The sequence below is a fragment of the Halobacillus sp. SY10 genome (assembly GCF_045401165.1).
Classification (GTDB): Bacteria; Bacillota; Bacilli; order Bacillales; family Halobacillaceae; genus Halobacillus; species Halobacillus aidingensis.
The window spans coordinates 2381396-2406751 of sequence record NZ_CP174345.1 but is presented as its reverse complement, the minus strand read 5'-3'; the positions used below and the strand labels follow the sequence as shown (position 1 = coordinate 2406751).

Annotated in this window: 21 protein-coding genes; 11 read left to right on the top strand and 10 right to left on the bottom strand. The window is 40.7% G+C overall.

The annotated features are described in order from the left end of the window. Together ACJA3J_RS12250 and ACJA3J_RS12245 are read left to right on the top strand one after the other, a co-directional pair. Positions 1–768 carry a thiazole synthase gene (locus ACJA3J_RS12250; protein WP_406944151.1) on the top strand — a complete coding sequence of 256 codons (768 nt, stop codon included), beginning with the start codon at positions 1–3 and terminating at the stop codon, positions 766–768. After that, positions 765–1784 carry a thiazole biosynthesis adenylyltransferase ThiF gene (locus ACJA3J_RS12245; protein ID WP_406944150.1) on the top strand — a complete coding sequence of 340 codons (1020 nt, stop codon included), beginning with the start codon at positions 765–767 and terminating at the stop codon, positions 1782–1784. The genes ACJA3J_RS12250 and ACJA3J_RS12245 overlap by 4 nt, the downstream gene beginning before the upstream one ends. A gap of 369 nt (positions 1785–2153) precedes the next feature. Here ACJA3J_RS12245 and ACJA3J_RS12240 read toward each other — a convergent pair whose 3' ends face one another. The 3 genes from ACJA3J_RS12240 to ACJA3J_RS12230 form a co-directional block, all read right to left on the bottom strand. After that, positions 2154–2303, bottom strand: a complete 150-nt coding sequence (locus ACJA3J_RS12240; RefSeq protein WP_406944149.1) for a Spo0E family sporulation regulatory protein-aspartic acid phosphatase — start codon at positions 2301–2303, stop codon at positions 2154–2156. A gap of 217 nt (positions 2304–2520) precedes the next feature. Beyond that, entirely contained in the window at positions 2521–2889 is a 369-nt protein-coding gene (locus tag ACJA3J_RS12235; protein ID WP_406944148.1) for a response regulator, read from the bottom strand. 276 nt (positions 2890–3165) lie between these two features. Then, positions 3166–3525, bottom strand: coding sequence for a response regulator (locus ACJA3J_RS12230; protein WP_406944147.1), 360 nt, complete (start codon positions 3523–3525; stop codon positions 3166–3168). 1531 nt (positions 3526–5056) lie between these two features. Between ACJA3J_RS12230 and ACJA3J_RS12225 the strand changes: the two genes are divergently transcribed. The 6 genes from ACJA3J_RS12225 to ACJA3J_RS12200 all read left to right on the top strand — a co-directional run bounded on the left by ACJA3J_RS12225 (position 5057) and on the right by ACJA3J_RS12200 (position 13424). Continuing rightward, positions 5057–5323 (top strand): hypothetical protein, encoded by a 267-nt coding sequence (locus tag ACJA3J_RS12225; protein WP_406944146.1) that lies wholly within the window; start codon positions 5057–5059, stop codon positions 5321–5323. 830 nt (positions 5324–6153) lie between these two features. Next, positions 6154–7278: an ATP-grasp domain-containing protein gene (locus ACJA3J_RS12220; protein WP_406944145.1), complete on the top strand. Its 1125-nt coding sequence runs from the start codon at positions 6154–6156 to the stop codon at positions 7276–7278. Beyond that, a complete protein-coding gene (locus ACJA3J_RS12215) occupies positions 7275–8978 on the top strand; it encodes a methyl-accepting chemotaxis protein (RefSeq protein WP_406944144.1) in 1704 nt (567 codons plus the stop codon). The genes ACJA3J_RS12220 and ACJA3J_RS12215 overlap by 4 nt, the downstream gene beginning before the upstream one ends. 506 nt (positions 8979–9484) lie before the next feature. Then, a complete protein-coding gene (locus tag ACJA3J_RS12210) occupies positions 9485–10744 on the top strand; it encodes a GntP family permease (protein ID WP_406946296.1) in 1260 nt (419 codons plus the stop codon). A 220-nt stretch (positions 10745–10964) separates the two neighbouring features. Next, positions 10965–11990, top strand: a complete 1026-nt coding sequence (locus ACJA3J_RS12205) for an Ltp family lipoprotein (protein ID WP_406944143.1) — start codon at positions 10965–10967, stop codon at positions 11988–11990. A 714-nt stretch (positions 11991–12704) separates the two neighbouring features. After that, positions 12705–13424 carry a putative immunity/bacteriocin fusion bifunctional protein gene (locus tag ACJA3J_RS12200; protein WP_406944142.1) on the top strand — a complete coding sequence of 240 codons (720 nt, stop codon included), beginning with the start codon at positions 12705–12707 and terminating at the stop codon, positions 13422–13424. A 90-nt stretch (positions 13425–13514) separates the two neighbouring features. Here the strand turns inward: ACJA3J_RS12200 and ACJA3J_RS12195 are convergent, their stop codons facing one another. From ACJA3J_RS12195 to ACJA3J_RS12170, 6 genes are all read right to left on the bottom strand, one after another. Continuing rightward, on the bottom strand, positions 13515–14174 hold the full coding sequence (locus ACJA3J_RS12195) for an HAAS signaling domain-containing protein (protein WP_115823825.1): 660 nt from the start codon (positions 14172–14174) through the stop codon (positions 13515–13517). Between the two features lie 18 nt (positions 14175–14192). Next, the gene (locus tag ACJA3J_RS12190; RefSeq protein WP_115823862.1) at positions 14193–14519 is read right to left on the bottom strand and encodes a PadR family transcriptional regulator; all 327 of its coding nucleotides are present in this window, start codon (positions 14517–14519) and stop codon (positions 14193–14195) included. 295 nt (positions 14520–14814) lie between these two features. Then, a complete protein-coding gene (locus tag ACJA3J_RS12185) occupies positions 14815–15258 on the bottom strand; it encodes a tripartite tricarboxylate transporter TctB family protein (RefSeq protein ID WP_406944141.1) in 444 nt (147 codons plus the stop codon). Continuing rightward, complete coding sequence (locus ACJA3J_RS12180; protein WP_406944140.1) at positions 15259–16740, bottom strand: tripartite tricarboxylate transporter permease; 1482 nt, start codon at positions 16738–16740, stop codon at positions 15259–15261. A 15-nt stretch (positions 16741–16755) separates the two neighbouring features. After that, positions 16756–17868: a hypothetical protein gene (locus ACJA3J_RS12175; protein ID WP_406946295.1), complete on the bottom strand. Its 1113-nt coding sequence runs from the start codon at positions 17866–17868 to the stop codon at positions 16756–16758. Between the two features lie 105 nt (positions 17869–17973). After that, a complete protein-coding gene (locus ACJA3J_RS12170) occupies positions 17974–18843 on the bottom strand; it encodes a LysR family transcriptional regulator (RefSeq protein ID WP_089652976.1) in 870 nt (289 codons plus the stop codon). Between the two features lie 137 nt (positions 18844–18980). Between ACJA3J_RS12170 and ACJA3J_RS12165 the strand changes: the two genes are divergently transcribed. Further along, positions 18981–20099, top strand: a complete 1119-nt coding sequence (locus tag ACJA3J_RS12165) for a 2-methylaconitate cis-trans isomerase PrpF family protein (RefSeq protein ID WP_406944139.1) — start codon at positions 18981–18983, stop codon at positions 20097–20099. A gap of 123 nt (positions 20100–20222) precedes the next feature. On the opposite strand, the gene ACJA3J_RS12160 is transcribed toward ACJA3J_RS12165, so the two are convergent. Further along, a complete protein-coding gene (locus ACJA3J_RS12160; protein ID WP_406944138.1) occupies positions 20223–22751 on the bottom strand; it encodes a PIG-L family deacetylase in 2529 nt (842 codons plus the stop codon). Positions 22752–23070: 319 nt separating this feature from the next. On the opposite strand from ACJA3J_RS12160, the gene ACJA3J_RS12155 reads away from it, so the two are divergent. After that, positions 23071–24234, top strand: coding sequence for an ROK family protein (locus ACJA3J_RS12155; RefSeq protein WP_406944137.1), 1164 nt, complete (start codon positions 23071–23073; stop codon positions 24232–24234). Between the two features lie 14 nt (positions 24235–24248). Next, positions 24249–25355, top strand: a complete 1107-nt coding sequence (locus tag ACJA3J_RS12150) for an extracellular solute-binding protein (protein ID WP_406944136.1) — start codon at positions 24249–24251, stop codon at positions 25353–25355. The last annotated feature ends 1 nt before the right edge of the window (position 25356 follow it).

Below are 25356 nucleotides of genomic sequence, written 5' to 3'. Positions count from 1 at the left end.
ATGTTGAAAATCGGTAACCAGGAATTTCAGTCTCGTTTATTGTTAGGTACAGGAAAGTATCCGGATTTTGATGTACAGAAGAAAGCAGTGGAGGCATCAGGGACCGACATCCTTACCTTTACCGTAAGGCGGATGAATATTTTCGAACCGAGCCAGCCGAATTTCCTTGAACAGCTTGATGTAGAGAAATATACGCTCCTCCCGAACACGGCGGGTGCGAAAACGGCAGAAGAAGCGGTCCGACATGCGAAATTAGCCAAAGCTTCAGGGCTTTGCGATATGATTAAAGTAGAAGTGATCGGCTGTGACAAGACGTTACTGCCGGATCCTATAGAAACGCTCAAAGCAACGGAAGAACTGATCAAAGAAGGTTTCACAGTTCTTCCGTACACCTCCGATGATGTCGTCCTTGCCCGCCGGCTGGAAGAATTGGGTGCCCATGCGGTTATGCCTGGGGCTTCACCAATAGGTTCTGGACAAGGGATCATAAACCGTGAGAATCTTCGTTTCATTATTGAACAATCCACGGTGCCTGTCATTGTGGATGCCGGAATCGGATCGCCGGCGGATGCGGCGCAGGCGATGGAGCTTGGTGCGGACGGTGTGTTATTAAATACAGCTGTTTCAGCAGCGGAAGATCCAGTGAAGATGGCCGAAGCGATGAAACTAGCGATCGAAGCCGGACGTCTCGGTTATGAAGCTGGAAGGATTCCGAAAAAACGCTATGCCACAGCAAGCAGCCCGATGGAGGGAATGAGCCGGACATGAATGAACGCTATTCCAGACAGACGCTTTTCTCTCCCATTGGAGAAGCCGGCCAGAAAAAAATCAGAGAGAAACATGTGCTGCTTCTTGGAGCAGGCGCACTTGGGACTGGGAATGCAGAAGCCCTCGTTCGCGCAGGAATCGGACGGTTAACGGTGGTCGACCGTGACTATGTGGAGTGGAGCAATCTCCAAAGACAGCAATTGTACTCAGAGCGGGATGCCGAAGACCGTCTCCCAAAAGCAGTTGCGGCGAAACAACGTTTGTTGGAGGTGAACAGTGACGGAAAAGTCGATGCCTACGTCATGGATGCGACGCCATCTGAAATGGAACGGTTGTTGGATGGCGTCGATCTCATGATCGATGCCACCGATAACTTTGACGCCAGAATGATGATGAACGACCTTTCTCAAAAATATCAGATTCCCTGGATTTACGGCGCATGCGTGAGCAGTTATGGCATCTGCTATACCATTCTTCCGGGAGAGACCCCTTGTTTGGACTGCCTGTTGGATCAAGTGCCTCGTGGCGGTATGACCTGTGATACTGCTGGTATTATCAGTCCTGCGGTGCAGATGGTCGTGGCTCACCAAACCGTAGAGGCGATGAAAATTTTAGTGGAGGACTGGGGGGCCGTCAGCAGGAAGCTTGTTTCCTTTGACCTGTGGCAGAATCAGCATACATCCATCAACGTATCCAGGATGAAAAACGAAAGCTGCCCTTCTTGTGGAGAGAACCCCTCCTATCCATTTTTAAAATACAGCCATCAGATGAAAACGGCTGTATTATGCGGGCGTGATTCGGTCCAAATCCGCCCTCCGGCGAGCAGAGAATGGAGTTTAGAGGAGGTAGCCCGAACTCTTGCTAAACAGAAGGTGAAGGTTGAACAAAATCCATACCTCGTTTCTTTTACAACGGAAAATAGAAGGATGGTTCTCTTTAAGGACGGTCGTGCTTTGATACATGGAACGCAGGATGAGACAGAAGCGAAGACGCTTTATCACCGGTACTTTGGATAACAACCATGGCTATGATGCATGGATCCCCTAAGTGGAGGTAACGCACTGATACGAAAAATACATTTTGAGAATAAAAGAATATTCCAGATCGGAGAAGATAGATTAGGAGAAAGTGCCGACCCCTTATAACGTTAATATTTAGCGAAGCACGGGTCCGGCACTTTTTCTTTTGCATCGAAACAAAATGAAAGTTACGCAGTGTGGGAAATCAATGATTCCAGCGGAGCGGTTGGCCTGGCTTATGATATTAAACTCATTCCTATTAAATGACAGCTTTCTAGGTCTAATCATTCTGTTTTTTACTCTCATTGTATTAGCAGTTTTTTTCTACAAGTCATTTATAAAACCAAGGAACGTTAGTGGTACAACTCATAGGAATGATTGTAGTTGATTGAGAAGTTTATCCAACTTTTGAGAGATCTTCAAAACTTCATCATCGTCTGCTCCATTTAGATAGGCATCATACATTTCCTGTCGAACAGCTTCTATTCTTTCTTCTAACCATGAAATATCATCCATATGTAATCCTCCGTGTTTAATCTACCTAATAAAGGTTAACACATGTCTTTACAATCTTATGTTATCGTTGAAGATTATTGTAGTGGCTGTTTGAAACAGGTAAAAAGTGACAGGGACTAAATTCCTCTGTCTAAGCTGCTAAAAGCTTAAGGGTAAAGCAAAGTTAATATTGAAAAAAGGTCAAAGAATAATTCTCTGACCAGTGGGGTGAAATGGGTTACTTTATAAAATCTGATTTGAACCTTGTGATGACTGTTCCTAAACGTTCAAAATAAGGTTTTTGTATGAAGTCATAGGCTCCGTGTTTCGCAAATTTCTCAATCGTGTATGCATCACCTAACGAAGAACAGACAATAACCATTACATCGGGGTTAATCCTTTTTAGTTGCATGAGAGTTTGCAGTCCATTCATCCTAGGCAAGACAAAGTCTAATAGAACCAAGTCGGGTTTATGGTTCTTATACTCCATAATCCCTTCGATCCCATCCGCAGCCTCGGCGACCACATAAATGGATTCTATTTCTAATACTTTTTTTAACCAAGTTCTCATAAATGAAGAATCATCAATAATTAGTGCGTTAATCATACCTTCGCCCTTACGTCTTTTTTTTCTCTTCTACCCTTTATTGTTCACCCTCACGTTACTCTATCAAATAAAGTTATCTTAGTATAGTGAAAAATAAATCGAACATTGATGGATATAAAAAAGCCAGAGCAATGCTCCGGCCGTATTTAAGAGGTGACTCATCGCAATAGCTGTAAAGGATGTATGTGAGAGTCACATTCAATATTGTGAACATTGGTCTCGTATATATACATAAAAAAGGCCAGTGCAAATCATGCACTGGCAAGTCGGGGTGATTTAGTTGTCATTATCTAATTTCTCTAATGCTGATGAGAGTCTATGAAGGAGTGGTTTTTGAATGAAGTCCATAACTCCTAGTGAAGCACACCGGTCAAGGAGTCGGATATCACTGAGCTCCGAACAAACGATGAACTGTGCTTGTGGATACATTTTGTGTAAATCCTCTAAGCATTCTAAACCTTTCCCATCGGACATTGAAACATCAATGAGAACGAGATCTGGATGATAGCGATCATACAGAGCAAGGACTTCCTTACATTCTTCCGTTTCCGCCAAAACTTTATAAGAATGCCTTATTAATATTTGTTTTAATCTAGGTTTATCTCGAGAATTATCTACCAGTATTGCTGTAGGCATATGATCTTCCTTACGTCGAATGGTCTCCCTAACCCTATCTTTATACCTATGTACATTTTCACCCCATCCATATCATAACAGAACAGGGGATTTGATAATAGGAAAAACTTGTGAACGTGGAGTTACCAGTAAGGGGGGATGGCTTTCGGGCGTTTAGCTCCAATGATGTTACCAGCAGATACTTCAAAGAATTCAACCGATATCTAGACAAACAACAACATTTTATATGGCGCAATGATTCGTCCAGCCAGCCTAGGTTGAAAAGGGAACGCTGGGAGATCAATGGTATGTTGATGAAAAAAAGAGAAGTGCAAAAAATATCCATAGTAATATATAGAACGGTTCATTTTGTATAGGGTTCTTTTTTTGGCTTGGGAAAGTAAGAGAAAAACAGGAAGGGGAAGGTGGGATATTCGATTGTTATTTCCCAATTTGAAACCCCTTGAAAACCAACAGCTTTTCACAATAAATAGTATTAAAGGGATTACAATAAATCCTGTGCCTTATGCAACAGTGATCGAGTGGTTTATTTTGATGAACATGGAAATTCCACTGTGTTCAAAGAAGACATAGCCATAAAGGAAAACGAAAGCAAGTATATTCCAATTGAAAAAGCAACGATAGAAAATTTTATAGAAAAGAATAGCCGGTAATTTATCATGGTGACTAATAATAGGGAATTTCAATTGTTGAACTTAGCGGTGTTATTGACCCCTATTTTTTGTTCGAAAAAGTGGGGGACATACTATTTGATGTGTTTTTATCCTATGGATTTTCTATAATGATTCAAGTTTATTTTGCTCTAGCCATTTTGTTATCACTCAGCTTGAATTATTTTGGGATTTATTGTCAGTTGAAGAAAAGCGGCAATAATATCTTCAACACAAGTTTTGGAAAACGGTGGAAAAGTATTAGGACTTTCCCTTGCCGTTTTAATCATTGCGATTCTATTATTTGGGTTTACTGGTGACATCTTTGTAGTAGTTGAGCAAAATCGCTGGGTCTTGTATTTAATAGCTACGCTTTTCATTTCTAATACTTACTTTATGGTTGTCTCGATCGTTTCTAAATTTGAAAACTCCCCTTTTCCATTATCAAAATGAGTTTTTATGCAACCTATATCCTGCTTGTCCTATCCATTTTTATGATGTAGCTATCGCAAAATAAAAAAAGTAAGCCGTAATAGTGGCTTGCTTTTTTTGTATAACCGTAGGGGAAACGACAAATCAAAATGGAACTCCTATTTAATACCCTATGGTCTTTTGGTTCAGTTAGAAAATAAAGGGTGTTCAGGATAGGCGTGCTGCCAGAATGGCAACAACTCAACTTCAAGCGGGAGTCGATCAGTTTTATTAACTCCTGAAACGGGGCTCGAGATCACCAAGAAGGCATAAATGTAAATGAAGAAAAATGAAGTGGAGCTCATTACCTAACCTGACCCAATGATCTTTTACAAAAGAGTAATTGTTCATGACTGGTTGGATTGGTATAATGTTCCTCTATGTCTAATTTATTCAATGGGGGTGATGGTATGAAGTTTAGCGCACTGCAATTCAATGGAACAAGAGTAGATATATCAGGACAGTATTCTCAAAGGATAGATGGATCATTAATACTGGAACTTGATAAAAGGATTCCTTTCAGAGAGGTATGCAGGTTAACCAGAGAGTGCATTTCCTACTTATGGATAGGACGAACGGGTGGAGGAAATTGGCTTGTACATAAAGGACCGTACACTTTGAAAGAACAATATGGGCTGATTATCCTTTCACCGGATAAAGAAGATCGAAAGGTGTAAACGATAGCTGGACGGATAGGCAATGAGACTGAGCTGTATTGGATGAATAACAAAGGGGAAGGTGCTCTTATTAGTCCCAAAGCTTTATTTCACAGTAAGCCGGTTCATATTATGTATAGGTACATATCTTTATCAATTACATTTGACTATGAAGGATAAAAAGGGTTTTTGACCACTATTGAGGAAACAGAATCCTTATCTTGCTTTGGTTGGTAAGACATAGTTTTATTTGCTGGCTAGTGTACACGAACAGATGATTACCCGCCATATAACTCCTTGCGAGCCTGTTTTGTCAAAATAAGTGATCATGCATATTATGTAATAATCCTTCTATAGTTAACCTCATTTTTTTCACTTCTACTATCGATAACGAATGGGCCTATCTTTTTTCAGGATGGGCTCTTTTTTTATGTCTCAACAATGACATCGAAATCTTCCACATCCTCACTGAACACCACAGCAACGCCCTTGAAGCTTTTCAATAGTCCGAGTGGTGTATTCCTTTGTTCCTCTCATGCGGGATTCTTGCGTACCTGCTTCTCCAGCCATTTCTCATTTATTTTTACCTTTGTAGCATCATCATTGTTAAGATGGTCATTTTTAAATCCTGGAATACCCTCATTATTACCCCTCCGCTTTAAATAGATTCAGACCCGTTTCCAATTTTAAAAATAAGACATAAGGATATGGTATTATTTTGTAGGTATTTAGGTCTTTTTTACTCAAATAGATGTTCTTGGTACTATCCCCTAAAAAAGGTAGATTCATGGTCGATATATAGGGAGTGCAAAAGGAATTTTCGTAATATAACTTTTAGGAGGTATAACTTTATGCTTATAACCGATGGAAAAATCATATCACCAGTCCTAGTTCAAACAGCCCTTTTTAATCAAATCCCTATATATTACTTGAATGACAAAAGGCCCCTGGATCTTGAAGCGGGTTCAAAAGTTCTGACGACTTCAGAAGACTGTTTAGAACTGTTAGAGTTCAATAATCATCATCATCCGAATGTAAAAGCTTCGAAGTTAGTAAAAAACAAAGCCGAATTCAGAAGGATCTCTGCTTCTATTAATAAGGATTTGTACTATAGATTGTTAAATATAGAAGATTTAATGAAAATGAATAAGGAGTCCCTTCCATTTCCGGTCGTTATTAAACCGAACAAAGGATATGGAAGTATAGGAGTCTACATCGTCCAAGAGGAAAAGGATTGGGAACAAGCCGTCCAGGACCTTTATTGTGATATTTTACTAGCGAAAAATTTATATTCTGAAAGTGTCATAGACAGTGGTCAAATCATTATAGAGGAATGGATCAACGGGCAGGAATACGCCTTGGATTGCTATTACGATCAAGAAGGCGAACCTGTCATTTTAAACATTCTGAAAAGACGTTTCATGGATGATAAGGATACGTCCGACCGTATTTATTATACGTCAAGTGAGATTATTGAAGAGGTGAAAGACCAAGCCCTCGACTATCTCCGCCAATTAAATACAAAATTATCTTTGAAAAACTACCCGTTTCATATAGAGATGCGGCATTCCGTTAAAGGGATGGTTCCAATCGAAATGAACCCGCTTCGTTTTGCTGGCATCGGTACGACGGATGTCAGCTACCATGCTTATGGGATTAATGCTTCAGAGAGTTATTATTTGGATAGCAAGCCCGATTGGAATCCGATTATTAGTCGTGAGGATCAATCTCTGTATGGATTTTTCTGTGCTGAAATACCGAATCATATAAGTATGAACCTTGTGGATGGTATCAATCACGAGTTGCTGGAAAAGGAATTTAGTGAGGTGCTTGAATACAGAATTATAGAATCAACGACAGATCGTACGTTTGCCGTCATCTTTTTCAAAGCAGATGATATCGAAGAAATCGACCGATTATTACAGCTCGATTTATCTTCCTACATTCATTTAAAAACGGCGGAGGTCATCAAATGAAGAAATTAAAATCATTTAATCCGAAGAAGTCACTGAAGTCACAATTATTTTTGAACTTCATCACTCCGATTATTATCTTAGGTGTATTGGTTTTTGTGTTCGTGAAGTTGCTTGCGGCACATATTATTAGTGATTATGTACTTCCGCAGTTCGAACAAATCCTTCAAACGAACGGGGAGGAATTGGTTCGTTCAATTGATGGCGAGGATGTCAATGCCGTGATCAACAATCCTGAAGCTGACCATTCAGCTCTGATCAATTCGTTAGACGCATTTATGGAAGGGAAAGAACGTCTTGAATATGCCTATCTATTGACCAAACAGAATGATAATGATTTCATCGTAGGTTTGAGCGGAAGTGAAGACGTCATGGTTGAGTCTCCTTTTACCGATGAACAAAATCAGGCCTACAGCAACGACGAAGTAGTCATCACATCCATATATGAAGATGAATGGGGCGTGCACAAATCAATTTTTCTTCCTCTGGAAGGTACCGATACGATTGTTGGCCTTGATATGAGTACACAGTTCGTCAATGAGCTTCAGAATAGTATCAATCTGTTTTTAGCTGCTTTTTTAGTTGTTGCTTTACTCCTGGGAGCTTTGTTCGCTTATATTTTCGGTAACAGGTTAAACAAATCGATTACATCTCTACTGAAGTCCATCAAGCGGGTGAGTGATGGAGATTTAACGGAAGATATCGAGGTCAACCGCCAAGACGAGATTGGTCAGCTCGCTGAATCGATAAATAGAATGACTGACAATTTGCGCTCCTTAGTAGCAGGGGTGCTTGGCTCATCCAACCAGGTAACGGCTCAAAGTGAGGAATTGACGCAGGCTGCAAGCGAAGTGACAGAAGGCAGCCAGCAGGTAGCTTCAACGATGCAGGAAATTTCTTCAGGAGCTGAATCTCAAGCTGATAGTTCTACGGATTTATCCGAAATCATGAAAGACTTTGTTCAAAAAATTGAAGAGGCTAATGAGAATGGTAAAAATATTTCCTCTACCTCTAAAGAAATCCTCACCATGTCTGATGAAGGGCAGCGGATGATGCAGGAATCCGTGAACCAAATGGACACCATCAACACGATTGTTAAAGAATCGGTTGATAAAGTTCGTGGCTTGGATCAACAATCACAAGAAGTGACTAAGCTCGTCCAAGTGATCGAAAACATCGCCGATCAAACGAACTTGTTATCATTGAATGCAGCGATCGAAGCAGCTAGAGCTGGAGAACACGGCAAAGGCTTTGCGGTCGTCGCCGATGAAGTACGGAAACTGGCAGAACAAGTATCCAACTCCATCGTTGATATAACGTCGATTGTGGAGAACATCAAAACCGAATCAAGCGGTGTCGCTGAAGCATTAGACGCGGGGTATAAGGAAGTGGAAGAGGGATCCAAACAAATCGAGCAAACAGGACGGACCTTTAGCCATATTCATACCTCCGTCAGTGATATGGCAGAGAGAATACAGGGGATTTCATCACATTTAACCAATATTGCTGGCAACAGCCAAAGAATGGATACTTCCATTGAAGAAATTGCTTCTGTTTCAGAAGAGTCGGCAGCGGGTGTCCAGCAAGTGGCCGCTTCCACTCAGCAGAGCATCAGTTCTATGGAAGAGGTTTCGAATAGCGCACGTCAGTTGTCCGAATTAGCGGATGAGTTAAATGAACAAGTAAGGAAATTTACCGTATAGATATTATAAATAAAATAGAAGATGGTGTTAAGGGTGGGGCAGGATTTAATTATTACTGCCCTGCTTTTTTGTGTCATCTCAAAAAAAGAATGATATACGGCATGTATAAATATGAAAAATTTCTGACCCTGCTTCGCTAAAGTGTTAACGGGGTGGGGCAGACACTTTCTTTTTTATGCTGCTGCAATCAAAAAAAGCGGGGTGTATGAACGACTTTTGTAGTCAAGTGATAATAATGGCATTATTCTTTGAAGCGCTAACCAAAAACTTTCTATGGGCCGTTATTGGAACCTTAGTATATCTAGCATGTCTTTGGGATCTGAATTAGGAGATTTTAAAAAAGGATAGGACAGGGTTGGTAGTGGTATAGCACCTGTGGTTAATATTATAATTTTTAAATTCTTTACTTTTCGTAATAAACTTAGAAAGAAATCTATGGAAGGTGAACGTAAAAAATATATGTTATGGTACATACATCTATGGATCAGGAAAGAGTGGTGAGGATGATCGGCGCAGAGGTTAGTATTTTAGGTGTGTTCGTGGCAATGACAATCACTATTATTTTGATATTCAGGAGTATTAACCCTCCGTATGCGATGATGGCAGGTGCTATTGCCGGGGGCCTCGTAGGCGGGCTCAGTTTAGCGGCTACCTTGGAATTCATGATCGGCGGGGCTCAATTATTGACCCCGGCTGTGCTACGGATACTGGCAGCTGGAGTGTTAGTTGGCGTTTTAATCGAATCTGGCGCGGCCAACGTCATTGCCAACACCATTGTGTCAAAAATGGGAGAGACAAGGGCATTATTAGCGATTACAGTATCCGCGTTAGTATTAACTGCAGTAGGGGTGTTCATCGCAGCAGCAGTCATTACGGTCGCACCGATCGCATTGATGATCGCCAAGCGGACCGGAGTTTCCAGGTTAAGTGTGTTAATCGCTGTCGTATGCGGGGCCAGGGCAGGAAATGTGATGTCCCCGAACCCTAATACCATTGCAGCGGCTGAAAGCTTTTCCATCCCATTAACGAGCGTCATGTTTGCTGGAATCGGGCCAGCTATCATTGGCGCAGGGTGTACTTATTTTATAGCAAAAAAATTGAATAGTAAGGGATCTAAGGTTACTAAAATTAAGATGGAAAAGACAGATGAGATCAATCAACCTTCTTTTTTAGCAGCCATTTCAGGACCTTTGTTTGCGATTTTCATCCTATCTTTACAGCCATTATTAAATATTGAAGTGGACTCATTAATTGCATTGCCAGCAGGGGGTATTTTCGGGGCCATAATCATGAGGAAAACAACGGATTTAAAGTCTTTCATGACGAGCGGACTTCAAAAAATGTCTGGAATATCCATTTTAATACTCGCAACGGGTACCTTAGCCGGCATTATCGTGAATTCCTCACTCAGTAGTATGATTATGAGCGGCTTAAATGCCTTTGATTTACCCATTTCTTTCATCGCACCTCTATCAGGTTCGTTTATGGCACTCGCCACAGCATCAGCCACGTCTTCGGCAGCGATTTCCAGTAATGTGTTTGGAGAAATATTGTTAGAAAATGGCGTCAGTGCTTTAGCGGCTGCCACGATGATTAATGCGGGAGCTATTGCTTTTGACCATTTGCCACACGGTCCACTCTTTCACATTTCACGGGATAGTCTGTTCATGGAAATGAAAGAACGATTGAAAGCCCTGCCTTATGAAACGTTGATAGGATTGGTCATTGTGATTGTTTCTACAATTATTTATGCAGGATTGCTGTAAAAGCAGGGACGGTTCGGGTGCTTCCTGAAATTCATACGTATAAAAGAGCGCTTCAGTCACGAAGCGCTCTTTTGTTATGGGATATCATTTAAAATTTAAGGTGATGCGTTACCACGGTTTAAATTTTAGAACGGTTACATAACCCGAAGGAAAAAGGAAAGTATCCCATTTTTCTAAATATACTGGAAGGAGGTGTTATAAAAATCAGAGGAGGTTATTTGTGGACGCATTCTTACTGATTTTAATGTCATTGGCGTTAGCAGGAACGATCGTCTTTTCTGTTTTTGCTTTTGTAAAAGGGAAGGATCACAGGCGCCGGAACTTCCTGAAGTCTGGTGGGTGTCTGTACGCCTGTTTCGTCCTGGCTATGTTTGTAGGATCTGAGGACGGAGCTCTTCTAACTTTCTTAGTGATTTTAATGGTCACAGCTTTAGCAGGTATGGTCGTCTTTTTCATATTAGCCTTCGTGAAAGGGAAGGGAAACAGGCTGGGAAACTTTTTGAAATCAGGGGGCTGTCTTCTTGCATTACTAGCCTTTGTCCTTATTGCGGGAGCGATGAGCGAGGATGTCCCGGTCACGGAAGAGGTTAATGCTTCTATAACAGACAAAGAAGCTGAGGCGAAGGCGAAACAGGAAGAGGAAGATAAAGAGCGAGAGGCTAAAGAACAAGAAGAGAAAGAACGGGATGAACAAGAAGCTAAGGAACAAGCGCAGAAAGAGCTGGAAGAACAAGAGGCTAAGGAACAAGCGCAGAAAGAGCTGGAAGAACGAGAAGCTAAAGAACAAGCCCAGAAGGAACAAGAAGAACGGGAAGCTAGGGAAAAAGCTCAAAAAGATCAGGAAGCCAAAGAAGCTGAGGAGCAAAAGAAGAAAGAAGAAGAGGAGCGTAAGGCTAAAGAGGAAGCAGAACAGAAAGCAAAGGAGGAGGAAGAGCGTAAAGCTAAAGAAGACAGCGTAACCGTTTCTCAAAAGCAGGCGGTAGCTATGGCTGAGCACTATCTTAGTTTCATGGCATTCTCGAAGTCAGGTTTGATCGATCAATTGGAGTTTGAGGGGTTCAGTACAGAAGATGCCACCTATGGTGTAGAACATATTTCGGTGGATTGGCAGGAACAAGCGGTGATCAAGGCTGAGGAGTATCTTGATTTTATGGCTTTTTCAAGACAGGGTTTGATCGATCAATTGGTTTTCGAAGGCTTCAGCCAAGAACATGCAGCGTACGCGGCCAGTCAAGTGGGATTGTAATCGAAGGTGGAAGGGGCAGGCACCATCAATTAGATTCAGCTGCCCTTGTGACAATCCTTTATGTAAAAAAGGATGTGTGCTCTTCGTAAGACGGATTCGTGAAGTGTTTCCTGTCATTCCACAAAAAGAATACCTGGATGCGATCATGAATGACTATGAGGTTTGTTTAAGATGATGTGGAGGATGACCCTGTTTATTGTGTATTGAATATCCTCCGGGTCTATCTTTATTTGAAATAGGGTGAAATTCTTTTGAAGGATGAGGCTGGACGGTGGGAAATGAGCTCTTTTCTTCTTCTACGGTGGAGAAGGTGCTGAAAAGAAGGAGAGGGGAAGAAGCTGTTTTTTCTAAGAACTGCTTGCATTCAACGGGCATTTTACCGGAAAGAAGTAGATGCTTGGATAAAGTGATACGCTTCTCTTTCAAAAAGCTCCCTAAGATTAGGGAGTTTTTTGAAAAACAGTAGTGTACCAGGCATTTATAGGAAAACTTAAGGCATCAAAAAATGGCTGCTATCTAGGTGTCAATACTCTAGCGGTATATAAAATTTAACTATATAAGAAACAACTACACTTGAATCTTATTTACTATTTCCACTCACTAGGTATGTAACTTATGTACCACTTTTGGTAAATTATGTTGTTTTTGTAAAATAAGGGTGATAAAGTTCTTATTGTGTTGCAACATAATTACAAAAAAAGGGAGAGAAGTCATGTGAAGAAAATTTTAGTTTCTATGATGGCTATCACACTTCTAGCCATGCCATTTGCAAACACAGCTACCCCAGTAAGCGCAGCTTCTACATTATCTGGTGATTGTGAGGAATGCCAAGGTGCCAATGTTGATGAATTGATTGCCCAGCTTGAGGAAGATGGGACTACAACAAATATGGAACCTGGGGAAAGCGTTGTAAATGAATTGGATCATTTGGTTTCCGAAAAAGATGCTGATTACGCCATGATTTTCGACCAGTTGGAAGCAGAGGGGTATACTAAGGAAGAGGAAACGTCTAGTTACATTAGTTTTAAAAACCTAAAGGATGACGAGAAGGTTTATGAACATGTAGGAATCGTTACAGAATTCTACATTAAAAATGAAAATAAGCTTGCACAAAAAGCTGTGTGGGTAGACTTAGCAAAGGATGAGGTAATCAGGTACGAGTTTAATAAAGTTGACACTACGTTAGCTGAAGATTTCCAAGTTCAAAGTTTAGCGTCCTATGATGTTAAACAGGAAACTTCCAACACTGAGGGATCTGGTCAGTTCCAAACAGCTGACTTCACATTTAACGGAATCAGTTTTGCTTGTGGCGCTTCTGGTTTGCTGGCATGTACAGCAGCTACAGGTGGACTTGCAGTATTTATTCCGGCTGCTGGTGTTGCAGCTTCCCTGGCATGTAATGCAGCTTTCCTTGTGGGTTGCTCCTTTACTTAAAATGATCAATTTAAAACATAAGATTAAGAAGCGCATCTAATTAGATGCGCTTCTTTTATTTTGGTTTAATTACAAGAAACGCTATTAATATTATTGCAACTGTACTGCTTTTCTTTGATAAACTTTATTTAAGGCTAAAATGTATAGGGCTCCAATAGCCAAATAGAATAAAGTATAATAAATAACGAAATTGTCGAGCTCTCCTGAAATGATCAATCTAATTGCAAAGAATCCGAACCCTAAAGCAAGATACCCAAATGTGGAATATCTTATTGTCTTCTTAAAGTAACTAACCATCTGTTGATTCCAAAGTACTTTCTTATTTACTATTATTGTTACTGTACCGATTAGTATAGCGATAAGAAATGGAAGGGTGGCAGAAATATTTATAAAGCCGATAAGTATAGGAACGGATAAAGCTCCTAGGCCCCCGACACTAAACCCAGTGAAAAGTTGAGCAGTAGATTTATTAGCTTTATGATTATCAGCAAAATCATTTTTATGTTCATTGAGTATTTCGTCTGCCAAATTTTCCGGTGACATAAACGATTGCAATGTTTCTTTTGCTAGAACTTCTTCACTTTCAATCTTATTGTTTTCCTCGATATCCAAAGCACTAGCGTGTATATCTGCTTTTATTTCTGCTAAGTATTTATTTCTCTCTTCTAATGGTAAGCTTTGCAAATTTTTGTTAAGATCATCAAGATAGCTCCTTACACTGCCAATAGAAAAGAATTGTTTTTTATCCATTTTCCAGCTCCTTTTTCCTTACTCTAGGGACGAAAGCGTATCGTTCAGTGTTCTGTAAAACTCAATTCGATCCTTTAAGATCTTACCTCCTTCTTCAGTTATTTCGTAATACTTACGCTCTGGTCCACTCGATGACTTCATCCAATAAGCAGTAGCCCATTCGTTTTTAAGCAATCTTCGAAGTATGGGATAAATGGTGCCATTTGGAATTTCAAATTCTGGGAATTCGTTAATGGCTGCATTAATTTCATAGCCATACATCGGCTTCTTGCTAATGAAGGAAAGGACTAAAATCTCAAAAACACCTTTACGTAACTGCACTTTCCAAGAATCATTTGTTTTCATATTTGTATTGTACAACAAAAATCACTATGTGTAAAACATATATAGTGAAAACTTATCTACTGATTTATTTTTGTGGTGTTTAAGTATAAATCCTTTAGGTTTCCCTAACTGAAAGTGCCTGCCCCCCACTACGCTAAAGTGTTATCGTGGTGGGGGTCAGGTACTGATATTATGTCTAATCAACAGTTCTGCAGGCACCTTCCATAGTTTTTTTAAACTATTGGAAGTTTTCGGGTGTTTTTAAGAAAATTCTCTCTTGTATGTGGATCCTATTTATCCATTTCACTCTTCCACTTCAAAGCCCTAACAATACACTCTGCGGCCATGCAATGTTTAGTAAATTGCTTAAAACTGTAATAATAACTAAAGCAATGCCGGTAGAGTAGAGAGCTTTGACGAAAGTGAACTTAGATTCTATAAGTAAAAAGGCGATAAGGTAAATAGTAGAAGCAACAAACAACCCCACTAAAGAAATAGTGATGACGTAACCTACAATCCATCCTATATATACAATCGGTTTAACAATTAATACTTTCGGATGCGAACCTTGGTTTTTTTGTTTTATTATTTTTGCAACTTCCTTTACTAGATAAATACCCGATACAAGACTCCCGGCGATAGAAACATATAAAGGGAAGAATTGAGCTAAGCGGGAAAAAGTAAGCGCAGTAACAGCGGCCCAGACAAAAACAATAAATATACAAAAAGTAAATATTACATTTAGGGTTTGTTTAGTCATTTATACACCTTCTCTCTGCAGGTTGTTGCTGATTTTTTTCATTATCGATCCTCCTGTAAGAAGGATGACGATTAATACACCGATCGAAATAACGATAGGATTGCTGAGCCATTCCCAGCCGTATCTTTCAATGGAGATCCAATAGTACCTTTCTGCTGATATGGCTAATACAAACCCGATAAGTAATGGGGGACGCGGCCAATCAAGGATCGTCATGATATAACCCAATAAACCGATTGCGATAAAGGCTATAATGTCACCCCAGGCAAAATTACTCTGGTAAGCTCCAATTAATAACAGGATGGTTAGGAAGGGAACCAGCTTCTCTCCTGGAATCAAGCTGAGTTTGGCAATAGGTTTAACTAAAGTCATACATAAAATCGCTCCAATAATGTTGGCAATCACAAGTGTCCAAACAATAGATAAAGTGAGAGATAAATCGGTTGTCAACATTCTTGGTCCTGCTTCTAACCCCATTAATATTAATCCGCCCAGCAGGATTGCAGTTGTTCCACTGCCAGGAATGCCAAATAACAGAGTCGGGATGAGTGATCCGCCTTCTTTCGCGTTGTTTGCACTTTCAGGAGCGATTACTCCACGAATGTCTCCCTCACCAAACTGATTATTTCTTATCGTCTTTTTACCTGCTCCATAGGCAAGCCAGTCGACGACACTTCCTCCCAAACCGGGAATGAATCCGATCAGGCTTCCTAAGACAGCGCTTCTCATGATTAAGAACTTGTTCTTAAGAGCATCACCCACGCCTTTTAAAACCCCGCCTTTTAAGTGATTCGCTTCCGCTACGCTTCCCTTATGGGTCAGCATTGTAATGAGAATTGGAAAGGCAAAGATCGCTAAGGCGACAACAGGGAGGGAAAGACCATTAGAAAGATATAGAAAATCAAAGGTGTACCGGTATTCCGTAATAGCCGGAGCACTTCCGATGGAGCCGATCATTAAACCCATTAAACCTGACAAGGCTCCCTTAGCAGGTGAATCTCCTGCTAAAAGGCCGGCCATGCTCAGTCCAAGCATTGTTAACATAAATAAAACCGGTGAATTGAAACTAGTAATAAGCGGAGCAGCCATTGGAATCGCCAGATAAAGAGCAACCCCGCCTATAACTCCACCGATCATAGAGCAAAATAACGCAGCCCCCATCGCCCTGGATGCTTCGCCTTTCTTAGCTAAGGGGAATCCGTCCATAATGGTTGCCTGTGATCCGGAAGAGCCAGGGATTCCAAGCAATACAGAAGGAAAGGTATCTCCAGTATGGACAACGGCTACCATGCCGATCAACAGGGCCATGCCGACAAAGGGGTCCATCCCAAATACAAACGGAAGTAAAAGAGACATGCCTACGGTTCCGCCTAAACCTGGGAGCAGGCCAACGACGATGCCAAGCCCAATACCAAGGCACATGAATAAAATTCTCGATCGATCTAAAACAATACTTAAGGCTTCTATTGCACTTTCAATCATAATATCCCTCCGCTTCTATAGTTTTCTGACATCAACTCCATGTTCTCTTAAAAGGAAATCATAAATCCAATTGATTGTTTCCTGATTCATATTTTTCTCTAAGTTTTCTATCCTTTTTTCTAACTCTGCCTGGGAGTATATTTCATAATCTTCTAGAATAATAGAAGACTTTTGCTGGAATTGTTCATCTTTCATTAATTGGTTGGCTGCTTTTTTCAATTCTTCTTTTGCACTCTCAGGCGCATCCTTATGAACCCATATCACTTTTTGTAGGGTATAGGTAGCGTTTAGAAAATGTTTGTAGGTTTCCCATGCTTGTCCTTTAGGTTCGCTCCCGTGAAGTTCTTTATAAATTTCTTTTACAGTTGGAAGGTCAGGGAATTGCGGATCTCTCACAACTTCACCGTTTTCATCAATTTGCCCTAAACTATAGAGGGGAACCGCTTTCCCATTCTCCACCTTAGGCTCTATGTTCTGCTTATAGGATGTCGTTGTTTGAAAGTCAATATTACTTTCTCCTTGTTCAAAAGCTACTCTTGCTGGACCTCTTCCTTCGTAACCCAGTACTGCTTTGGCATCTATTTCCAATACCTCAAAAGAGAGTAGAGTCGTTAAATCCAATCCTGTGGGAGACATGCCTGCATAATAGAGCTTTTCTTTCACTTGGCCGAGATCAAAACCATCTTGAATATTTAAATCTGTTGATCCATAAACAACACCTCCTGTAGGTGCGCCAACAAGGGGGGTTAGTTCATCAAAACTATACTGAACAGATGATTGATTCAGTAAATAGGGGATATGAGTGGAAGCACTTGTTGTTACTAGATTTGTCCCATCCTTATCATAAGAATTTACATATTCATTTGTTCCTGTAATACTTCCACCGCCAGGGACGTTCTCAACTTGAATACTCGGCTGGTTCTTTATGTGGTTTGACAGGGGGGCTGCCATAAACCTGGCAAATACATCGGTTCCGCCTCCTGAACCATAAGGAACGACCATTGTCAGAAGATCCTCATTATAACCTTGCTCTTCTTTACTACTCGTTCCAATAGAACTGACAACGGATAAGGGTTGGCAACCTGCTAAAAAAAGGTTAAGAACCAGCAACAAAGTAAGCGCATACATTTTCCTCAATGCGATGTCCTCCTTCTTTTTTGTGTTGTCATAAGGTTATAAAAATCATTGTTATAAGTAAAATAGATAAATATTATTGTCATCTATAAAATATTTTTATATTTTTACAGTCTGCTGTTTGATTAGGAAATCGATAAAAGCTTTTACAATAGTAAGCTGGATAAAGTCTGTCCGGTACATTAGCCATGTATCACGCAAGACAGGCTCTCCATTTTTATAGGTTAACCCTTCCTTATACAGGTCATCGGAAGGGGTTAGGCAGATTTCGGGAACAACAGAAAATCCTAAATCATTCTTTACCATCTCTTTACTCGTTTCCTGTCTGTCCACTTCCATTGCAGTTAAAGGAGATTGAGAAAATTGATCATTCCACCATTTGCTGATCAGCTGTTTTAGTGAATTATCGGTTTTGTAATAAATGAAGGGAAGCTGAGGGAGTTCATCTAGTGAAATTTCGTTTTTAGATATGATATACAATTGCTCTTTCGTTAAAAGTGATTTTTCACCTTCCCAATCATAATCCCCCCTGAGAATTCCCAAATGGATTTGAGATTGATTTAATAAGTTCATGATTTCGGTACTCCATCCGGTCTGTACCTTAAATTGAATATTGGGATAAGAGGTAGAGAATTTCTTCAATAATGCGGGAAGCTTATATTGTGCAAAGTTACTTGAAACACCGATCCGAAGCGTGCCTCTCACTTCATTACCAATGTTAAAAATTTCATCTTTTAATGTAAGATATTCCTTAATCCGTTCCTTTGAATAATCTACAAGAAGTTCGCCTTCAGAAGTAAACTCAACTCCTTTTTTTGTGCGAAAGAAAAGCTTGGTCTGAAAGGACTCTTCCAGCTGCTTCAATCGGTAACTAAGAGCAGGCTGAGTGATAAATAATTTTTCAGCTGCTTTTGTTAAGCTTTTTTCTTCTGCAATTGCATTTAAAATCTGCCAGTCTTTTTGATCCATAAGATGAAACTCTCCTTATTTATAAAATATATTTATATACATTCATATAAAATTTTGATTTTTCTTATAATTATTTCCATTGTACGCTATGGGTACCATCTGGACAACATTCATTTTTCTTTAAGGAGGGCATTAAAATGAATAAAGTACCTATAACTTTAATGCGTGGAGGAACCAGTAAAGGGGTCTTTTTGCAAAAGAGAGATTTGCCTGCACATGACCTGGAAACAGAGCAGTTTTTACTAGATATCATGGGGAGTCCAGATCCCAATCAAATAGACGGGTTGGGAGGAGCTAATTCTCTTACAAGCAAGGTGGCTATTATCAATAAAAGTAGCAACCCTTCCTATGATATTGAATATACTTTTGCTCAAGTAAGCTTATATGATCAAATGGTGGATTATAAGGGGAATTGTGGGAATATTTCTTCAGCAGTCGGTCCTTATGCAATAGCTAAGGGACTTGTTTCAATAGAAGAACCTATCACCAAGGTAAGAATATACAATACAAATACGAATAAAATAATTACAGCTGAGGTAGAAGTGGAAAATGGAAAAGTAAAAACAGAAGGGGACTATTCGATTCCTGGTGTGCCAGGGAGTGCTTCTCCTATATTCTTATCCTTTGAAAATCCTGAAGGAGCTGTTACAGGAAAAGTTCTTCCTACAGGTAGACCAATCGATTTACTCTCGTGCTCTTTAGGGGAAATCCGCGCATCTATCGTGGATATAGCAAATCCCCTGGTATTCGTCCGTGCCCAGGATATAGGTCTTCGTGGAGATGAATCACCAGAGGAGTACTCAAAGGAGCAGATCGACCTTTTAGAAGAAATACGGGCGGCAGCAGCTGAGAAGTGCGGCTTCGCATCCAAGTCTGAAGCTACGAGGATTTCCCCGGCAACGCCTAAATTAACAGTGGTTTCTAAACCTTTTGATTATAAGGATACTGACGGCAAGTTTCATAAGGGAAAAGATTTTGACGTATTAGTCAGAATGATGTCCATGCAGCGGCCTCATAAAGCTCTGGCTATAACAGGTGCGGTATGTATCACAGGTGCCAGTAAGATTGAAGGCACGATCCTTTCTGAAATAATTGATAAGAACAACAACAACATTTCTATAGGTCACCCAGCGGGGGTTATGGAAACTATATATAATGAGTTTCCGTTGTCCATTAAGGTCGGCAGAACCGCGCGCCTTTTAATGGAAGGGAAAGTTTACACAAAGAGTAATTATGGTGAAGGCTATGGTGCCTGACGTTCAGTGCGTTAAAAGTTAATAGAATCGGGAGCAGGCACTTTCAATACTTTCAATAGCAATTTAAAAATAACCCGCCTTCTATTTTAAAAGGAGACGGGTTATTTTTTGTGATCATGCTATTTATTCGTTGTAATAAGGGTAACTGATTAAATTGGTAAAGATCCGATATCCACCAGGGACCTGGTTTTGGATTTGTCGGTACCAAACGAGGTTTGAATAGATATAGGTTCCTTCTCCGTAATCTGTCATAAGAATTCCACCTTCGAAAGGTTCCTCTCCCGGATCTGCTACACTCACGAATGTTTCAAATTCGCTGCTCCAGTCCATTGGGAAATAGAGGCCCCGTTCTTGAACCCATCCATCCCAGTCCGACTGTTGGATGGTGTTAGGGAAATTAAACAATGGAGATTCTGGTTTCAGCACTTCTACAGGCGCATCTTCGCGGGTGACTCTCCATTCAATAGATGGCTGACCAATGACCAATTTGTAAGGAGCGGTTGTTTCCGGATTCCAATTATCCCAAGGTTTATTATATTGAACGACAAGGTGACCGCCATTCTCTACATATTCAAGTAGGCGTTCATTATGTTGAAGAAGATCTTCTCTGGAAAGATAGGCACGGATTCCTGTCACGATGGTGTCGTATTGAGAAAGGTCGGCGCTGGATAGATCTTGTTCGCTCAGTTTAGTAATATCCATGCCCACATTCATTAACTGATCGGCGACTTCATCAAAGCCACTCTCTACATAGCCTACCTTAAGGCCTTCAGGGTATTGAAGAGGGAAAGCTACACCTTCTACATCTGCATTGGAAAGATAGTAGTTTGTGCCAATATGGTCGTACTGGATGGTTTGTACATTCGTAGTGATAGGAACATCATTCACGTGAGCTTCGGGTGTTATGTTGAATGCTCCTTCGTCCACATCTTTTGGTGGGATCAGGTCGAATGTAATCACCTTTTCTTTCTCAGAAGCTTCAAAGTTAACCGACTGGGTGGCAGGTTCTGACTGCCAATTCTCTGGTAGGTTCAAAGAAACGTCCATCGTTAATTCTCCTTCGGCAAATTTCTCTACCGTCACTTTTAATGGGAGAGTATCTTCAATGTCTTTCGTATTGATGACGAGATTCTCCGGGTTTGGTTTTAAAGAGACTTCAGGCAATAAGGCTACTCTTTCTTCAGGAGTGTACTCATTCGTTGCCGTACTGTTTCTCGTTTGGAAGCTCACCTCTGCTGTTATACTGCTAGAATCGTAAGCATCATAATAGTCTCTCGAGGATGCTTTTACTTGATATTCAAAAGTCTTCGTCTGGCCAGGTTTTAGAGTTGCTTCCTTATCATTGTCTTTCATTTCCCACTCCTCGGGGATGGAGAGCGACGCATCTAGATTGCGCACATTCTTAGAGCCGTTGTTTTTGATGGTCACACTTACATTTGTCGTGTCGTTATAAGTGAGTTGAGGGTCATCCACTTCGACTTCAACATCAAGTTGACCCGCGACAAAAAGGGTTTGGGTTAGTTGTTCTTCTTTAACTTCAAGTTTGTGTTGAAGAGTATTCTTTAATTGTTCAGGAAGTTTGTGTTCTTTTGCCATTTGTGATTGAAGTCTCTGTAAGTGTTGATAAGCTTTTTCGGCATGACTAAGTACTTGATTATGATTCGGGTACGCTTCTTTGACTTTCTCTAAGTTATGTTGGAGTTTTTTCAGGCTTTGTTTATACTTGTTACCTGATTTTGTGAGATCGCTTGTATACTCTGAGAAGTCATAAGGGATTCCTTCATATAAATGATCCTCTTTTTCAGGAATATCTCCAACAGTAGATTTAACGAGTTGAAGATCAACGGTGACAGGACCATCCCCGACTTCTCGTCCCATTCCTTGAGATTCATGTAAGTATCGGGCCTTTTCACCAAGTTGAGGGTAGGTCATATCGTAATGCTCATCGTATGCTCCAATTTCGATGGAGATGGTCGTTTGTTCTTCGCTTTCTGCTGGAAGGTAAAGCTTTTTAGCCTGCCATGTGGTTAAACCATCTTGGAGCTGTTCTGGGAAAACTTTGGGGTCTGCAGCATCATCAAATGCTTTTTCGGTAAGCATGGTCATGGCACGGTGGTGGCCATGTTGAGAGTCTACGTTGCGGAAGGAAGGCATGAGAACATCGGGTTTGAACTCACGGATGTGTTGAATTAAGCGCTCATAAGTTGCTGTTTCTCCCCATTTCTCAAGGGTTTCCTCTGGAGATTTGGAGAAACCGAAATCCTTGATATCATCCTCGAAACCTTGGTTCAGGAAGAAGATGTCGATACCTAGAACATCGGAGGATGCTTGTAATTCGTTTGTGCGGATAATACCAAGACCATCACCAAGCTCACTTCCTATTTCATTCTGGCCTCCTTGCCCTCGAGTAGACAAGAGGAAAGAGGTCTCGATTCCTTCTCCTCGTGATAAGTAAGCGAGAAATTGGCTTCTTTCATCATCCGGGTGTGCACCGGTATTCATAAAACTTGCGGTAGTCGTCAAAGGCACCACTGACTCCCATAGTTCCAATTCCGAAGCGGTTGATTCTTGAGCAGAGCTGATTGAGGGACTGGAAGTAAATCCTGAAATCATTAACAACATAATCAACAACACATAGCCAAGATTCTTCAAAAAATTCCTCCTTAAATAGATTAGTTAGTTAAGTTTGCTAACTAACTTGTTGTCATTATAATTCATTTTATACAAATATTGGAACTACCTTTAGGCCTGTTTTGTATGAGTCAAAAGGATTAATTTGACAAAATATACAAAATATTATAAAAACAAAGGAAATTAAAGGGAATAAAAGGTAATAGAAGCATAATCCAATTATTTACTATTTTCAGTTAAATACATGATTTTACAATTATGGAAGGCGCAAGTATAAATGAAGTATAGTTAGTAAGTTGTTCTAACTAACTAACACAATCGTAATAAAGGAGCACATGCCATGCAGAAGGGTGATGCAGCATACATCAAAAACATGAACAAAAAATTAGTATTGAAATGTATTCGTGATCACGAGCCGATATCGCGCTCTGAAATCTCAAAAAAAATACATATGAGTAAACCCTCTGTGTCCTTGTTGGTGGAGAACCTGATCCAGGAAGGGTGGGTGCTTGAAACAGGCCCGGGTAAATCTACCGTAACTGGTGGAAGAAAACCTGTACAACTTGTATTCAACCCTAAATCTTCCTACGTCATTGGTGTGGATATAGGAGGAACAAAAATAGCTTCTGGCATTACCTGTTTAAAAGGCCATATTTACGCATACAGGGAGTTTGCTACAAAGGATTATTTGGAAGGAGATCTCCTGAAGCGTTTGAATGAAGATGTTCACGATATGTTGAAGGAACTCAATCTATCCGTCCATGACATCATGGGGATGGGCATGGGCGTACCTGGAGTGACCAATGTAAAGGAAGGAATTGTTGTAGACGCCCCCAGTTTGAAGTGGGTCAATTACCCTGTTAGAGAACGGGCCAGTCAATACTTTCCTTTTCCTATATATGTAGAAAACGATGTGAACACAAGTGTATTAGGCGAACATTGGGTAGGAGCAGGGAAAGCATTGGAGAACATCATCTATATCGCGGTGGGCACAGGTATTGGAAGTGGAATGATTCTGAATGGAAAACTCTATAGAGGAAGTAGTTACAGTGCAGGTGAAATGGGATACCTTGTAACGGATGCCCAAAAGGCGAAAGGGTACCAGCCAACCTTTGAAGGATATGGCTTCCTGGAAAGCATAGCAAGCGGGGCTTCTATCGGAAAGCGCCTCTCTGAGCGTAAAAATAAGCATGTGACAGCAAAAGAGGCGTTCGAGTTAAGGAGACAAGGCGATCAAGACGCGATGGACATCGTAGATACAGCAGTCGAACATTTAGGCTTCGGAATCGCTAATTATATCTCACTGTTTAACCCGGAGTTAGTCATTATAGGAGGTGGTGTAAGCGGTTCATTTGATGAATTCGAACAAACGTTATCAAAGATTGTAGAGGAGTTTACACCAGAGAGCTGCAGAGTAGTCCCATCCACATTTGGGAGAGAAGCCGGTATTGTCGGAGCAGTCGCTTTATTTCTGAAAGAGTATGAATCAGTGATTCAAATCTGAAGGGGGCATTTCTAATGAAAAAGAAAACTCATTGGGTGAAGGTTTGGGCTTTTTTACTTGTCTTTGGTTTTATACTTACTGGTTGTATGGCTGGAAACGAAGAGTCCAGCAGTACGGATGGGGATTCAAGTGAAGGATCCAGTGGTGAAAATGGAGATTTAGAAGAAAAAGTAGTTGTTTACTCTCCGCATGGGAAAGACATTTTGAGCGAATTTGAGAAACAATTTGAAGCAGAGTATGACGTCGATATGGAATTTCTCGATATGGGTTCGCAAGAGATACTGGACCGTGTCCGCTCGGAGGAAAATAATACGCAAGCCGATATTTGGTGGGGAGCTCCACAGGTAATGTTCGATGAAGCGAAAAATGAAGAACTTCTGCAGCCATATGAACCAAGTTATGCAGACGCGCTGGATGAGATGTATCACGATGAAGAGTGGTATTGGACAGGAACGTCACAAACGCCTGAGGTTATCCTATACAACAACAAAGAAATATCGGAAGAAGAAGCGCCTAAGGATTGGGATGATTTAATTGATCCGAAGTGGGAAGATGAGTTGATCATCCGTTATCCGCTGGCTTCTGGCACGATGCGTACCATTTACTCAGCGATGATTTATCGCGACTACAAAGATACGGAGAGCCCTGAAGCGGGTTATGAGTGGCTTCAAAAATTAGATGAAAATACGAAAGAATACGCCGCAAATCCGGAAATCATGTATAACCAAGTCGCCAAAGGTGTCGGGAATCTTTCTGTCTGGAACATGCCTGATACCGTCATGCTCGCTGAAGAAAAAGATTATCCGTTCAGCTACGTTATTCCTGAGAGCGGGACCCCTGTACTGACAGAAGGGATCGCTATGATTAAAGGCGCGCCTCACCCTGAAGCGGCAAAAGCTTTTTATGAATTCGTCAATACTCAGGAAGCCGCAAAATTATTAGCAGATAAATATTACCGCATACCGACAAGAGATGATGTGGAAGACCTTCCACAGTGGATCGAAGAAACGGAAATTAATGCGATGGACATTGATTGGGCCGTATTCCAGGAAAAATCTGAAGAGTGGATGGAGCATTGGGACAATAATATAAAAAATAGTGAAAAAGAAACAGGTAACTAAA